This window comes from Lysinibacillus sp. NPDC097287 (genome assembly GCF_044761695.1).
Classification (GTDB): domain Bacteria; phylum Bacillota; class Bacilli; order Bacillales_A; family Planococcaceae; genus Lysinibacillus.
Genome location: NZ_JBIWCX010000001.1, coordinates 381,475 through 395,288, shown reverse-complemented (window position 1 = coordinate 395,288; position 13,814 = coordinate 381,475). Strand labels below are relative to the sequence as shown.

General features: G+C 38.1%; 13 protein-coding genes. 10 read left to right on the top strand and 3 right to left on the bottom strand.

The features are described 5' to 3' along the window. Nucleotides 1–5: 5 nt before the first annotated feature. The 8 genes from ACIQ2D_RS01845 (at nt 6) to ACIQ2D_RS01810 (ending at nt 7,728) form a co-directional block, all read left to right on the top strand. Nucleotides 6–1,676 carry a GspE/PulE family protein gene (locus tag ACIQ2D_RS01845; RefSeq protein ID WP_402858499.1) on the top strand — a complete coding sequence of 557 codons (1,671 nt, stop codon included), beginning with the start codon at nt 6–8 and terminating at the stop codon, nt 1,674–1,676. Between the two features lie 12 nt (nt 1,677–1,688). Further along, nucleotides 1,689–2,738, top strand: coding sequence for a type IV pilus twitching motility protein PilT (locus ACIQ2D_RS01840; protein WP_402858496.1), 1,050 nt, complete (start codon nt 1,689–1,691; stop codon nt 2,736–2,738). After that, complete coding sequence (locus tag ACIQ2D_RS01835) at nt 2,735–3,940, top strand: type II secretion system F family protein (protein WP_402858493.1); 1,206 nt, start codon at nt 2,735–2,737, stop codon at nt 3,938–3,940. Before ACIQ2D_RS01840 ends, ACIQ2D_RS01835 begins: the two co-directional genes overlap by 4 nt. 98 nt (nt 3,941–4,038) lie before the next feature. Next, the gene (locus ACIQ2D_RS01830; RefSeq protein ID WP_402858490.1) at nt 4,039–4,509 is read left to right on the top strand and encodes a prepilin-type N-terminal cleavage/methylation domain-containing protein; all 471 of its coding nucleotides are present in this window, start codon (nt 4,039–4,041) and stop codon (nt 4,507–4,509) included. Nucleotides 4,510–4,612: 103 nt separating this feature from the next. Further along, on the top strand, nt 4,613–5,587 hold the full coding sequence (gene pilM / locus ACIQ2D_RS01825) for a type IV pilus biogenesis protein PilM (RefSeq protein ID WP_402858487.1): 975 nt from the start codon (nt 4,613–4,615) through the stop codon (nt 5,585–5,587). Continuing rightward, a complete protein-coding gene (locus ACIQ2D_RS01820; RefSeq protein WP_402858484.1) occupies nt 5,587–6,183 on the top strand; it encodes a PilN domain-containing protein in 597 nt (198 codons plus the stop codon). The genes pilM and ACIQ2D_RS01820 overlap by 1 nt, the downstream gene beginning before the upstream one ends. Further along, complete coding sequence (locus ACIQ2D_RS01815; RefSeq protein WP_402858481.1) at nt 6,180–6,917, top strand: potassium transporter; 738 nt, start codon at nt 6,180–6,182, stop codon at nt 6,915–6,917. The genes ACIQ2D_RS01820 and ACIQ2D_RS01815 overlap by 4 nt, the downstream gene beginning before the upstream one ends. 58 nt (nt 6,918–6,975) lie before the next feature. Beyond that, a complete protein-coding gene (locus ACIQ2D_RS01810; RefSeq protein WP_402858478.1) occupies nt 6,976–7,728 on the top strand; it encodes a prepilin peptidase in 753 nt (250 codons plus the stop codon). 269 nt (nt 7,729–7,997) lie between these two features. Here the strand turns inward: ACIQ2D_RS01810 and ACIQ2D_RS01805 are convergent, their stop codons facing one another. From ACIQ2D_RS01805 to ACIQ2D_RS01795, 3 genes are read right to left on the bottom strand one after another with little or no spacing between them, the layout of a single operon-like run. Next, the gene (locus ACIQ2D_RS01805) at nt 7,998–9,461 is read right to left on the bottom strand and encodes a pilus assembly PilX N-terminal domain-containing protein (protein ID WP_402858476.1); all 1,464 of its coding nucleotides are present in this window, start codon (nt 9,459–9,461) and stop codon (nt 7,998–8,000) included. Next, nucleotides 9,462–9,881: a PilW family protein gene (locus tag ACIQ2D_RS01800; protein ID WP_402858473.1), complete on the bottom strand. Its 420-nt coding sequence runs from the start codon at nt 9,879–9,881 to the stop codon at nt 9,462–9,464. 6 nt (nt 9,882–9,887) lie between these two features. Beyond that, a complete protein-coding gene (locus tag ACIQ2D_RS01795; RefSeq protein WP_402858470.1) occupies nt 9,888–10,355 on the bottom strand; it encodes a hypothetical protein in 468 nt (155 codons plus the stop codon). A gap of 424 nt (nt 10,356–10,779) precedes the next feature. On the opposite strand from ACIQ2D_RS01795, the gene ACIQ2D_RS01790 reads away from it, so the two are divergent. Then, nucleotides 10,780–12,114, top strand: a complete 1,335-nt coding sequence (locus ACIQ2D_RS01790) for a G5 domain-containing protein (protein WP_402858467.1) — start codon at nt 10,780–10,782, stop codon at nt 12,112–12,114. A gap of 18 nt (nt 12,115–12,132) precedes the next feature. Continuing rightward, nucleotides 12,133–13,803, top strand: coding sequence for a GspE/PulE family protein (locus ACIQ2D_RS01785; RefSeq protein ID WP_402858464.1), 1,671 nt, complete (start codon nt 12,133–12,135; stop codon nt 13,801–13,803). The last annotated feature ends 11 nt before the right edge of the window (nt 13,804–13,814 follow it).

The window sequence follows — 13,814 nt, the reverse complement described above, 5'->3', positions numbered from 1 at the left end:
CTGAAATGGCGATAAACACTGGACGTAAACGTTTAGGAGACTTGCTTGTCAGTGCAGGCGTTATACAGCAAGAACAACTAGATTATGCACTTAAGACAAAATCACGGGATGAAAAACTTGGAGATTTTCTGATTAAAGAGAATATTTTAACAGAGCAACAATTGATTGAAGTATTAGAATTTCAGCTGGGAATCCCACATATTCATTTGAATCAATATTCGATTAGTCCTGAGCTACTTCAATTGATTCCAGTAGAATTGGCAAAACGCGCAAATATTATGCCGATTCGAAAGGAAAAAAATAAGCTTTTCATTGCCATGGCTGATCCAATGGACTACTTCGCTATTGAAGAGGTTCGTATGGCGACAGGCTGCCAAATTGAAACGAGTATTGCTGCGAAGGACGATTTATACCGAACAATTACAAAATATTACGATTTACAAGAGTCGATGGAAGCGGCACTTTCTGATTTGGGGGCAATTGGTAGTGAGGCACAAGAGGAAATTGAAAAAGAAGATTCGCCGATTGTACGTCTTGTGAACCAAATAATTGCCAATGGTGTAGCCCAAAGAGCAAGTGACATCCATTTTGACCCCCAGGAAACTGAATTACGCGTGCGTTACCGTGTAGATGGTGTGTTACGAACAGAGCGTTCACTGCCGAAGCATATGCAAAATATTGTAATAGCTCGTATCAAAATTATGGGGAATTTAAATATCACCGAAAATCGTATTCCACAGGACGGTCGTATTAAAACAAATGTGAACTTTAAACCTGTCGATATTCGTTTATCGACGTTACCAACTGTTTACGGTGAAAAAGTTGTAATGCGTATTTTGGATTTAAGTACTGCTGCAAACGATATTGACAAGCTTGGCTTTACCGAAAAAAATGAGGCACTTTTCCGTAAAATGATCGCGCATCCGAATGGTATCATGCTGATTACGGGCCCGACAGGTTCTGGTAAATCATCTACTTTATATGCAGCACTTAGTAATCTAAATGAAGAGGGCGTCAATATTATTACGGTAGAAGATCCTGTTGAGTATCAACTTGATGGCATTAACCAGATTCAAGTAAAGGACGAAGTAGGTCTTACATTTGCAGCTGGTTTACGTTCTATTTTACGTCAAGATCCGGATATTGTGATGATCGGGGAAATTCGTGACTTAGAAACAGCGCAAATCGCTGTGCGAGCTTCTCTAACTGGGCATTTAGTGTTAAGTACATTACACACAAATAGTGCAGTAGAATCGATTTCGCGCTTGCAGGATATGGGGATTGAACCCTTCTTATTATCCTCATCATTAGTGGGGATTATGGCACAGCGTTTAGTGCGTCGTGTTTGTCGAGACTGTACTGAGGTGTATGCATTTACAAATAGAGAACTAGAAATTCTGAAAGCAAATGGTATTGAAGGAGCGACGCACGGGAAACGTGGTCGTGGCTGCCCATCTTGCAATCAGACAGGCTATCGTGGTCGTTTAGCGATACATGAAATTTTACCGATTAATCGTAAAATAAAGGATTATATTTTAAGTCGTAGTGGCGATAATGTCATTCGCGATTACATGAAGCAAGAGGGCTACAATACTTTAGTAGTGGACGGTTTACTAAAAGTAATAGATGGGCAAACAACAACGTCCGAAGTACTTCGTGTAGCCAACGCAGATTAGGATGTGATGACTATGGGGCAAACAATATCGATTATCGATTTACTTGAAAGAGCCTATACAGAAAAAAACTCGGATTTACATTTAACAGTGGGCATTCCGCCGGTATATCGTATCCATGGGCAGCTCGAGCAATACGGTGATTTTACGTTAACTTCTGAAAATCTAAAAACAATGATTCATGAGATTTTGCCAGATTACAAGGTGAAAGAATTCGAAGAGAAGGGTGAAACCGACTTTAATTATTCATTAGAAGGGAAATGCCGTTTTCGTGTGAATGCGTATCATCAGCGAAACGAAGTAACGATTGCAGCCCGATTAATCGATTCGAAGATTCCTTCTATTGAATCACTGAATATGCCAGAAGTTCTTTACAAGCTTGCGGAAAAACCACAAGGGCTTATTTTAGTAACAGGTCCAACAGGCTCTGGTAAATCAACAACACTTGCGGCAATGATTGACTATATTAATGCGAATAAAGCGAAGCATATTATTACACTTGAAGATCCAATTGAATATTTACACACCCATAAAAAATCAGTGATTAATCAGCGCGAGGTTGGCGTTGATACGATGAGCTTTGCCAATGGTTTACGTGCAGCGCTCCGTCAAGACCCGGACATTATTCTCGTGGGAGAAATGCGTGATCTTGAAACGATTTCTACAGCGGTAACAGCGGCAGAAACAGGTCACTTAGTGATGGCGACATTACATACAAGTAGTGCTGCGACAACAATTGACCGAATTATTGATATCTTCCCACCGCATCAGCAAAGTCAAATTCGAGTACAGCTAGCAAATGTGCTTGTCGGTATCGTGTCACAGCGTTTATTCATTCGAAAGGATGCGAAGGGCCGTATCGCCGCAACTGAAATTTTAGTACAAGCACCTTCAATATCAAATCTTATTCGTAATGAAAAGATTCACCAAATTCCAAGTGTTATGCAAACGAGTAGGGCACTCGGCATGCACACATTAGAATCATCTATGCAGCAGCTCATTGCGTCAGGAAAAATTTCCTTAGAGGATGCAAGACCGTTCATGAATGCGGGTGATTATAGTTGACCGTTTTTCGTTACAGTGGACGCTCAAAAACTGGTGCGCTAAAAAAAGGAATTATCGACGCGACGAATAAGAAAGTAGCTATCGAGAAATTACGTGAACAGGGCATTAATGCACGTGAACTAGAAGAATCAAAAAGTATTTTGTACAAGGACTTATCGATTGGTGGAAAAGTCAAACACCAAGATTTCGTCATTTACTGTCGACAATACGCAACCCTTATTCGAGCAGGTGTCTCAATTGTTGAGGCGACGCGTATTTTAGGTACTCAATCAAAGAGTAAAGCGCTGAAAAAGTCACTTGGACAGGTGGAGGAAGACATTCGTGGAGGGCTATCCTTTTCTGACGCTGCTTCAAAGCATCCGAAAGTATTCCCACCTTTGTTCATCAATATGATGCGCTCGGGTGAAGCTACCGGCAATATTGACAATACATTAGAGCGTTTAGCGATGACGTTTGAAAAGTCCTATAACATTAAGAAAAAGGTACAGTCTACGCTGACTTACCCTGCAGTATTAATGGTTATTACCATTGCCGTAACATTATTCCTGATGATTTTTATCGTGCCAACGTTTGTTGGGATGTTTGAAGATCTTGGCGGTGAAATGCCAGCCTTGACGCTATTCATCTTAAAGATTAGTGACTTCTTAATAGCGTATTGGTGGCTACTATTAGCTGTCCTCATCGCTGCTATTGTTGGATTTAGAATGGCGTACAAAGGAAATAAACAATTTAACTACTCAGTAAATCTATTGTTACTGCGTATACCTGTATTTGGACCGTTGTTACAGAAGAACGTTATTGCCCGAATGACGCGGACATTATCTTCACTATTTAGTAGTGCTGTGCCGATTTTACAAGCATTGACGATTGTAGAAAAGGTAGTTGGGAATCCAGTAGTTGGAGAGGTTGTGCTTGAAGCGAGAGAGAGTTTAGAATCGGGTAGCACATTATCCGCACCACTTGAAAAAAGCTGGATATTCCCGCCGCTTGTCACGCAAATGACAGCAATTGGAGAACAAACAGGCTCGCTCGATTATATGTTGGAAAAAATTGCAGACTTTTATGAGGATGAAGTTGACCGAACAGTCGATACATTGAAATCACTTATAGAGCCTTTAATGATAGTCTTTCTTGCAGCAGTTGTTGGGACAATCGTTATGGCAATTATGATGCCAATGTTTGCAATGTATGAGAGTATGTAATGTTTTTACTATTTTGAAAGGGGGGATGCAAAAAAGAGTTGCTGAAAATTTGGGTGTTCGTGTTTTGCACTAATATATAATACTAAGGAGGAACAAACATGTTCAAAAAATTACTGAACAAAAAAATGTTAAAAAATGAAAAAGGTTTAACGCTTATTGAGTTACTAGCTGTAATTGTCATCTTAGCGATTGTAGCAGCAATTGCTATCCCAGCAATTGGTAATATTATTGATAATAGCCGTGGTAAAGCCTTAAAATCTGATGTAGTTAATGTAATGAACGCTGCAAATATCTACTTTACAGATAATCCAGCAACAGCAGCAGCGAACACTGTAAATTTAGATGGATTAAGTGATGGAGGTTATTTAGAATCTCCAGGAGGATTAACAGAAGCTACAATAACTTATGAAGCAGGTGGAAATACTGTGTCCGCAGAAGGAGTAAATGGTTCAGTATCAATAGTAGTTACAGCAGGTACAACGTTAGTACAAATTAATGCACATGATGGAAAACCAATAGATAAAGTAGTTACTATTCCAAACGTAACAACACCAGCTCCACAACCTTAACTCCCCCAACTCACTCAGAGGCGTAGATTAGTCTATGCTTCTGGTTGGGAAATGGATGGTTAATGATCCCGAAATTGATTAGTAAAAGGAGGCGTCTTTTCGCATGTTCAACAAAAAAAAGAAGTCACATATTTCAATAGAACTAAAGGATTATGTATTGCGTGCGATTGTAGCGAAGGGGCCTGATAGTTCGCTATGGAAAGGCTATGAGCTTCCGTTAGAGCGCGGCATCGTAGAGGGTGCTGTCATTACAGATGAGATGGCGCTATATGAAATTATAAAAGAGCATGTTACAAAATGGGCAGGTAAGAAGCAAAATGTGCGATTGTTCGTGCCAGATACATCGGTGCTATTAAAAAACTTTGACCATCCAAGTGATGTAGAGCCTCATCAGTTAAAGGGGTATGTGGAGATGGAGCTTGGACAGTCGATTCATTTACCGTTCCATGAACCATTAATTGATGTTTATGATCCAAAACCGGGTGACGGACAGGCAATGTTGTACGCGGCCCCTTCTGAAGAAGTCAACAAGATGATGGGGATGTTTTTAGATGCCTCCTTAGAACCGCAAGCTGCTGATATTCGGGGCTTATGTAATATTCGATTATTGGAACATATGCAGTTAATAGATGCGCATAAGACGTATTTAATTGCCGATTGGTCCATTAATGAGCTGTCGATTAGTATTTTTTCAAAAGGCAATGTAGAGTTTTTGCGCTACCAATCGATTGAGACGAATTTAGCAGATTGGAAGGCTGAGGAAATCGCTGAAAATAGCTATTCATTTGAGCATATAGGTGGAGAAGATGAGTATCGCATGGTTGTGACAGATCAGGTACTTGAAATCGACCGTATGATGAACTTCTTTAAATTCTCTTTACATAAAGGTGAAAAATCAGTCGATGAAATTATTATATTGGGAGATAATCCGATATTACAGACCATTGCCGATTCTTTAAGTAATAACTTTGATACCCCAATAAAAGTTTTAAACAATGCAATCATACAAAAGCAGTTCCCAGAGTTTTCGGAGTCATTTGCAACTTTACTTGGACTTGCGTTAAAGGAGGTTAACTGATGGTACCTGAGATTAACCTCTTACCCAATTTAGAGAAAAAGAAAGCTTCACCAACGTTACTTTATGCGGTGATAATAGCGATTACAGCAATTGCGTTAGCCTATATGATTTTCTTATACTTTGGGGCAAAAAGTGATATCAGCACTTTATCAAAGCAGGAGCAAAATTTAACAACGCAACGTGGGGAGCTTCAACAGAAGCTTGATGCAACGAATAATGTTAATGCAGGGTCACTTGCGCAATCTGTGAAGTTTGTAGAGAACGTATCCTATCCTGTCACTCCGTTAATAGCTGAAACGCAAGTACTACTACCTGAGCATACATATGTACGTGGGTATACTTTTGATGATGAAAGTGTAACCGTAACGATTGATTTTGAGACGATGAATGATATTTCAAAATATGTAGAAAAACTAGGAGCAAGTAATTATTTCAGAGATACCCAAGTAGACACGATTGAAAATTTTGATGTAGCACTTGGGGAACAAACGGACGACAAGAGGCTGGAAGATAAATTCAAAGAAATACCACGCTATACCGTAACAACTAAGTTGTTTATCGACTATTCTTATTTAGCTAGAGGGGGAGAAGGATGAATTCTATAACAAGTAATAAAAATTCAGCCATCCTTCTTTTGACCGCTCTCATTGCTGCCCTCTTGTTTGCGGTGTATTACTATGTGTTAACACCAAAGCTAGATGATGTGAAGGCGAAGGAAAGTACGGTCAGCACCATAAATCAAGAGATTACGAGTTTACAAGAGCAAATAGCTATAGTGGAGGAGACGCAACAATCTTCTACGAGCGAAAATTTAACACTCCGTAAAAAAGTACCACAAACGCGCGCAATTGAAAAAGTACTTTTGGATATAGCGGAAATTGAAGCCGTAACGGGTACGCTAGTGGAATCGATTAGCTTCAATAACTATGATTCACTTGTCTTAGATTCAACGATTACGGATCCGAACGCACCAGTAGTAGATGAGGGAGCAGTACAAGATGTACCTGCAACAGGCGGAGATGGAACAGATAATCAGCCAACAGAAGAAGAGACAGAGGGCACAACTGATGAGCTACCCGTTTCAACTATCGCGAAGGAATCTTTGCCAGCTGCATTAAAATTGGTCACGTTTAGTATCGATATTGCTGCACTTGATATGAAATCATTAAATAGTTACTTAGAAGAAATTGAAAAAATTGAACGTATCATGAAAATTGATGCGTTAGATATTTCTTTACCTGGGGAAGAAGATAAATTCCAAGAGGATGCAGATCCAACAGTGACAGCAACCATACAGGTGACGACGTTCTATTATGAAGGGGAAAAATAGTGGGTAGGCGCGCATACTTAATTGTATGGGCGTCTATTGGTTTAGGAGGATATACATAGTGGAAATCGCTTATACAATAACGGTTTTTGTCTTTGGGCTTGTCTTTGGTTCGTTTTTTAATGTGGTCGGTTTACGTGTGCCAATGAAGGAGTCGATTGTGTCACCACCTTCACATTGTACGACGTGTCAACGCCAGCTGACGGTGCTCGACTTAGTGCCAGTGTTGTCGTTTTTATTTTTAGGTGGGAAGTGTCGAGGTTGTGGGCAAAAAATATCGTGGATTTATCCGTTTATGGAACTTATAACAGGTACTTTATTTGCCTTTGCTTATTGGCAGCTCGGATTTAGTGCGGAGTTTGCTGTAGCGATTTTATTTATATCATTATTAGTGATCATCGTCGTGTCAGATTTTGCATATATGCTCATTCCTAATAAGGTACTCCTTTTCTTTTTGCCGTTACTCATCATAGGGCGCTTCATGTCGCCATTAACGCCTTGGTGGGATAGTTTACTAGGAGCGGTTGTTGGGTTTGGCATATTATATAGTATTGCTGTGTTGTCGAGGGGTGGCATGGGCGGCGGTGATATTAAATTATTCTTTTTAATTGGGCTTGTGCTCGGTACATTGGGTTCGTTATTGACATTGTTTTTAGCGGCGGTTATTGGAATGATCGTCGGCATTATGGTATTACGTGTACGAGGACAGGGAAGAAAAACGCCTGTACCATTTGGGCCGTCGATTGCACTAGCTGCGATCATTGTCTATTTTTATGGTGATGTCATGACAAATTGGTACTTAGGGCTATGGTAGAAAGTAAATAAAGTGGGGAATGTTGTTTTGATGCCGATAATTGCTGTACGGAAGATGATTAATCTTCGCTTTTAAATACGGCTTAGACTAGAAATCAGCGAAAACCTATGACTCTATCCTTTGATGTTGTTCAAGTAGTTAAGGGGAACTCAAGCATATCTTTCGTTGGATAATTCTGACCGAATTTTGGTGATGCCTCTGCACAAGATTTTCATAAAAAGTGCTTCTTCCGGTACTGAAAGAAGCACTTTTTTAGAATTGATTATTTGTTATTGTTCTACAATGGGGTCATTTTTTATAGGTGAAGATTGTTCGATCGAAATGGAGTCGTCGAAATCATTACTTCCTTTACCAATAATAGATGCACCGCCTTCTAAGTATAAATTATCACATATAATAAATCCCTTGACGGTTGAACCTCCTGCCATCTTAAAACTATAGTTTGGTACAATAAAGTTAACAGATTCATTAAATGTCCCACCAGTTAGCGTGATTTTTCCGACACCGTTTGAATAGAGTGAACCACTGAATCCGCCGCCGCCTTGATAGTGTATATCGGCTTGTTTCATATACATGTTGGTATTAAGAAAAGTATTATTCGTAATATTCAACTTTGAATTTCCTGCATAATAAATTTCTAATTTATTTGGGGAGGCATTTTGATTTAAATAGGTGTTATTAAATTCCATACTATCTTCTACAAATATAGTCAATTTCCCAGCCCCCCTAATATTTATATGCCCATTTAGTTTTAATTTATTTACATAAAGGATTTTATCAGAATCCCCGACATCAATATTAAATGTTATGCCGCCATTGTTTATAGAAAAAGTAGATAGTTTTAGATTGTTTGATAATAATAGAGTTTTATTGTTGAATTTCTCCCATTCACCATTTTCTATTAAACTATTGTTGGCGATTAAATCCGAATCATTTGGATAATAGCTAGCATTTTTAAAATCATCAATGGGAAAATCTAATTGTTCACGGTATTTAGTATTTAGTAAAGTGTCGAAATTGACTGGGTCGTGTATTAACGGGATTTGAGGTCCAGGCGAGATCACATGATCATAAGTTGCGGATGCAATATTTCCTACTACACTATCTTTTATACCGTGGTAGGCGTACTCAATTTTGTTTCTTGCATATACAGCATAATTTCCTTTAGAAGTATTACCATCAAAGGAAGCACTATTTAGATCAACGCTGACTTTTTGAGTAATTACCCGTGAGGCAGTATCTAAGTCACCTAGGATTCCTGTAGATGTTATCGTGTAAATCATTTTAGTATCTTGTTCTTCTTGCTCAATAGTGACTTCGGCTTTAGGTTCTTTGGAAAAATGTTTTTCGAAATTATTATAAGTAGCACCTGCTAAAGAAACATTTGCTAAGAGAATTGGTTTGAATATATTTTTGAAACTTATGACTTCTTGTTCAGAAGGGTCTTTCTTTGAGTTTTCAATTAATTGCTTTTTATATTCATCCACTGCTGCGGAATAGGCATTGTTAATTTCAATAGTTAGCGAAGCTTTTCTTTCTACTAAACCTGCTTCTGCAATGTAAAATACTGCTTGGTCAGTCCGTTCATTTGTAGATACCTTCAACGTGTTAGTGGTCATCGTTACCAGGCTCAACCCTAAAATTGTGATTAACACTAGTACAAATAAAGTAATTATTAATGTATTGCCGTTTTCATTTTTAGAATAAGATTTCTGCCAACTAGATTTTAGCATTTAAGTGCCACTCCTTATGACAATTTCGGTATTGATGCTTTCATTGGTACTCGTAATAGATATTTTATATTTTTTACTTGTAATCGGTTCAAACGTAAAGTCTGTTATAGGTTGTGCAAGTATTGTACTATTTCTAGTAATGCATTTAGCTAAAGCATCAAAAACGTATTCTTCAGAACCAATTGTAAAGGTATTTCCATTGATTACAGGGGCATTACCAGATTTTCTAATGTCCTTTGTAATCACTTTTAGCGTGTAAGAAATATCTGTGAGTTGGTTATTTTTTTCTGTCTGATTAATATATTGCTCTTTACTATTTAATTGGATACCGTAAATAATCATGAGAATAACTGAAGTAATTGCGATTACTGCTACTATTTCAATAAGTGTCAGACCATTTTGATTTAATAGTTTTCTCATGCCACTTCAATCCCCCCACGATAAAATTGTTTCCAGTTGTGATTTTAGTATACTCGTTTCTGCATCGTATACTTCGATAATAATTTTCGTTAAATGAACGTATTTGGTAGGTTCGTGCATTTTAATCTTTAATAAAACATCGACATTTTCTTCAATAATCGTTTTTTTGAAAATGGTATAGCCATTTTTCTCCTCTAAAAATGTATATCCTAAACTAGGAATATCATTTTTTATATCCTCCCATTTTTCAGAAGTAGATAAGGCGCTTTTTTCATAAGCATTTTCCATCTCTTTTTGTGCAAGATACGTATAATCAACAATTGATTCAGATGTTTTAGTTGTTTTTGCTGAGTTTATTAATAAAGTAAAAAAACTTAGCAAAATAATAGTTATAAGAATAATAGAAGCTATGACTTCTATTAAAGAGTAACCAGACTCGTTTAGTCGAATTTTATTAGTTGGTATTTTCAACATGGCACCGTCTTTCTTAATAAGGATTGATAGAAGAAGGATTCGTTATTTCTCCATTTAGAGATATATGATTTGTCGAATTTTTGATACGGATATAAGTGAAGAATTAATTGTTTTATAGTAATTTTCACTTAAAATAATAAATTACTAAAGGTCCTGGGGGTATATCTCACTATTGGTTACTTGTTTATATAGCTAGATTGCGGTGAGATAGCTATTACGGGATCATGTAGGTTATACAATGAATATATCATAAAAGTATTAAATATCTCTAAGTTTTTTGTATAAATGCAAAAAAATAATAAATAAATGGGTTAATAGTCTTGAATAATATTTTGGTTTTGTAGTATTCTATTTTGGATGTGAGCATGGTATTGATGTTTATGAAATATAGCAATATGGAATTAATTTGGAGGAGGACAGGCTGATGAAAAGAGCCTTTCAATTAGGATCATTGGTAGTAATCATCCTACTATGTATAGCGGTCTTTCTACCAAATGCATTGTTAAATGACACCGTTTTTGCAAAAGGTGATTCTGAGGGCTCTACAATCGGAGGTATCGAAGTCACGAAAGTGAAGAAGTCGGCATTAGAGTCGACTTTGCAAACAGCCATTAATGAATGGGTGAAGACTGCTGTTGTAGTTAGTGATGGTGAGAATACGATAACGATTGATGGGAGCGAGTTATCATTCGACATACAAACGGCGATTTCGCAATTTGAAACGATGACAAAAAAGCCTTGGTATGCGATTTGGCAGAAAAATAGTATCGTTCATATTCCGATTCCCGTAACTGTAAATGAGGCAGCTATTGAGCAAATCAAAGAATTAGCCACATGGGAATCTGATAAAACTTTAAGTAATGTAATGATGCAAGCGAGCTATTTAGATAATCATGAAGTTGAAGCGGTCGTAAACGATTTGGATATGCAAATGGAAGAGAGAATAGGATTTCAAGTTGAAGAAATTCCGACTGGAGCGCTTGGTATTACAGATGTCATTGCTTCATTAAATGATGTGGTTCTTGTGCCAAATAATCCAGTGTCATTGTTAACGTTATTAGGTGAGCAAGCAGAGGTAGTGAATACGATAGGTTTAGATTTTCTAGCATCGATGATTTATAGTACAGTTCTACAAACAGATTATGAGATTTTAGAGCGTCATTCGCAAAAAGAAACTCCGACTTACCTTCAGCAAGGTATCGAGGCGTCTATTAATAAATCATTAAATAAAGATTTGCAGTTTATTAATCTGTCGGAGCAACCAGGTAAATTAAAAGTTACGACTAAAGGAAAATCGCTAAAAGTAGAGATGTTTTCAACGTCAAAAGAAAAGGATATAAATATACGAGTGGAAAAAGATCGAATTGTCAATCCGAGAACCATTTATCGCTATTCAGATGAGATAGCTATAGGACAAGAAGAGGTTGTTCAAGAGGGTAAAGTAGGGGTTCGGGTTGAAGTGTATCGTTCGATTGTCGAAAATGGTGTTTCCTCTGAAGTGTTAGTGAGTCGTGACTACTATGCACCCATTAACCAGATTGTCGTTCGCTCATCAAAGCAACCTGCTACAGATGCTGGTGATAGTGAGACGACTAATTTGAATGATCCTGATTTACAACTAGATTTAGATGGCAATGGTTTAGCGGATCCACCAAAGCAACCTTCTACAAATACTGGAAATAAACAACCCTCAAATGATCCGGATATTGTATACGGCTATTACGATAAAGGTGGCAATTTTGTACAGACGAGCCCTTAATGGAAGGAGTGTACTGAAATGGCGATAAACACTGGACGTAAACGTTTAGGAGACTTGCTTGTCAGTGCAGGCGTTATACAGCAAGAACAATTAGATTATGCACTCGAGACAAAATCGAGGGATGATAAACTCGGAGATTTTCTTATTAAAGAAAATATTATAACGGAGCAACAATTGATTGAAGTGTTAGAGTTCCAGCTAGGAATCCCGCATATTCATTTGAATCAGTATGTGATTAGCCCAGAGCTCCTTCAATTGATTCCGGTCGAATTGGCAAAACGAGCAAATATTATGCCGATTCGAAAGGAAAAAAATAAGCTTTTTATCGCAATGGCCGATCCAATGGACTACTTTGCGATTGAAGAAGTCCGTATGGTAACAGGTTGCCAAATTGAAACGAGTATTGCCGCAAAGGACGATTTATATCGAACAATAACAAAATATTATGATTTGCAAGAGTCGGTGGAAGCGGCACTTTCTGATTTAGGTGCATCGGCTAATGAGGCTCAAGTAGAAATTGAAAAAGAAGATTCGTCAATCATGCGGTTGGTGAATCAAATTATTGCCAATGGTGTCGCCCAAAGAGCGAGTGATATACACTTTGACCCTCAGGAAACTGAATTACGCGTGCGCTATCGTGTAGATGGCGTGTTACGAACAGAGCGTTCACTACCGAAGCATATGCAGAATGTTGTGATAGCGCGTATTAAAATTATGGGGAATTTAAATATTACCGAAAATCGTATTCCACAAGATGGTCGTATTAAAACGAATATAAACTTTAAACCTGTTGATATTCGTTTATCGACGTTACCAACAGTTTATGGCGAAAAAGTCGTAATGCGTATTTTGGATTTAAGTACTGCTGCAAACGATATTGATAAGCTTGGTTTTAGTGAAAAAAATGAGGCGCTATTCCGCAAAATGATTGCGCAACCGAATGGCATCATGCTCATTACCGGGCCGACTGGTTCTGGTAAATCTTCTACCTTATATGCAGCACTTAGCCATCTAAATGAAGATGGCGTCAATATTATTACAGTAGAAGATCCGGTTGAGTATCAGCTCGATGGTATTAATCAGATTCAAGTAAAAGAAGAGGTTGGTCTTACATTTGCAGCTGGTTTACGTTCAATTTTACGTCAAGACCCGGATATTGTCATGATTGGGGAAATTCGCGACTTAGAAACAGCGCAAATCGCGGTGCGAGCGTCTTTAACGGGGCACTTAGTGTTAAGTACATTGCATACGAATAGCGCAGTAGAATCGATTTCGCGTTTGCAGGATATGGGGATTGAACCCTTCTTATTATCCTCCTCATTAGTGGGGATTATGGCACAGCGTTTAGTGCGTCGTGTCTGTCGAGACTGTACGGAAGTGTATGCATTTACCAATCGGGAACTTGAAATCCTACAAGAAAATGGCATTGAAGGAGCGACACACGGGAAACGTGGCCGTGGTTGCCCATCCTGCAATCAGACGGGCTATCGTGGTCGTTTAGCGATACATGAAATTTTACCGATAGATCGTAAAATAAAGGATTATATATTAAGTCGCAGTGGCGATAATGCCATTCGCGATTACATGAAGCAAGATGGCTACAATACATTATTAATGGACGGTTTACTAAAGGTAATTGATGGACAAACCACAACGTCGGAAGTACTTCGAGTAGCAAATGCAGATTAGGATGTGATGAC

Bases quoted from the DNA above. Each gene is read 5' to 3' on its own strand.
- ACIQ2D_RS01845 (WP_402858499.1), top strand. From the start codon at position 6: ATGGCGATAAACACTGGACGTAAACGTTTAGGAGACTTGCTTGTCAGT.
- ACIQ2D_RS01840 (WP_402858496.1), top strand. From the start codon at position 1,689: ATGGGGCAAACAATATCGATTATCGATTTACTTGAAAGAGCCTATACA.
- ACIQ2D_RS01830 (WP_402858490.1), top strand. From the start codon at position 4,039: ATGTTCAAAAAATTACTGAACAAAAAAATGTTAAAAAATGAAAAAGGT.
- pilM (WP_402858487.1), top strand. From the start codon at position 4,613: ATGTTCAACAAAAAAAAGAAGTCACATATTTCAATAGAACTAAAGGAT.
- ACIQ2D_RS01820 (WP_402858484.1), top strand. From the start codon at position 5,587: ATGGTACCTGAGATTAACCTCTTACCCAATTTAGAGAAAAAGAAAGCT.
- ACIQ2D_RS01815 (WP_402858481.1), top strand. From the start codon at position 6,180: ATGAATTCTATAACAAGTAATAAAAATTCAGCCATCCTTCTTTTGACC.
- ACIQ2D_RS01805 (WP_402858476.1), bottom strand. From the start codon at position 9,461: ATGCTAAAATCTAGTTGGCAGAAATCTTATTCTAAAAATGAAAACGGC.
- ACIQ2D_RS01800 (WP_402858473.1), bottom strand. From the start codon at position 9,881: ATGAGAAAACTATTAAATCAAAATGGTCTGACACTTATTGAAATAGTA.
- ACIQ2D_RS01795 (WP_402858470.1), bottom strand. From the start codon at position 10,355: ATGTTGAAAATACCAACTAATAAAATTCGACTAAACGAGTCTGGTTAC.
- ACIQ2D_RS01790 (WP_402858467.1), top strand. From the start codon at position 10,780: ATGAAAAGAGCCTTTCAATTAGGATCATTGGTAGTAATCATCCTACTA.
- ACIQ2D_RS01785 (WP_402858464.1), top strand. From the start codon at position 12,133: ATGGCGATAAACACTGGACGTAAACGTTTAGGAGACTTGCTTGTCAGT.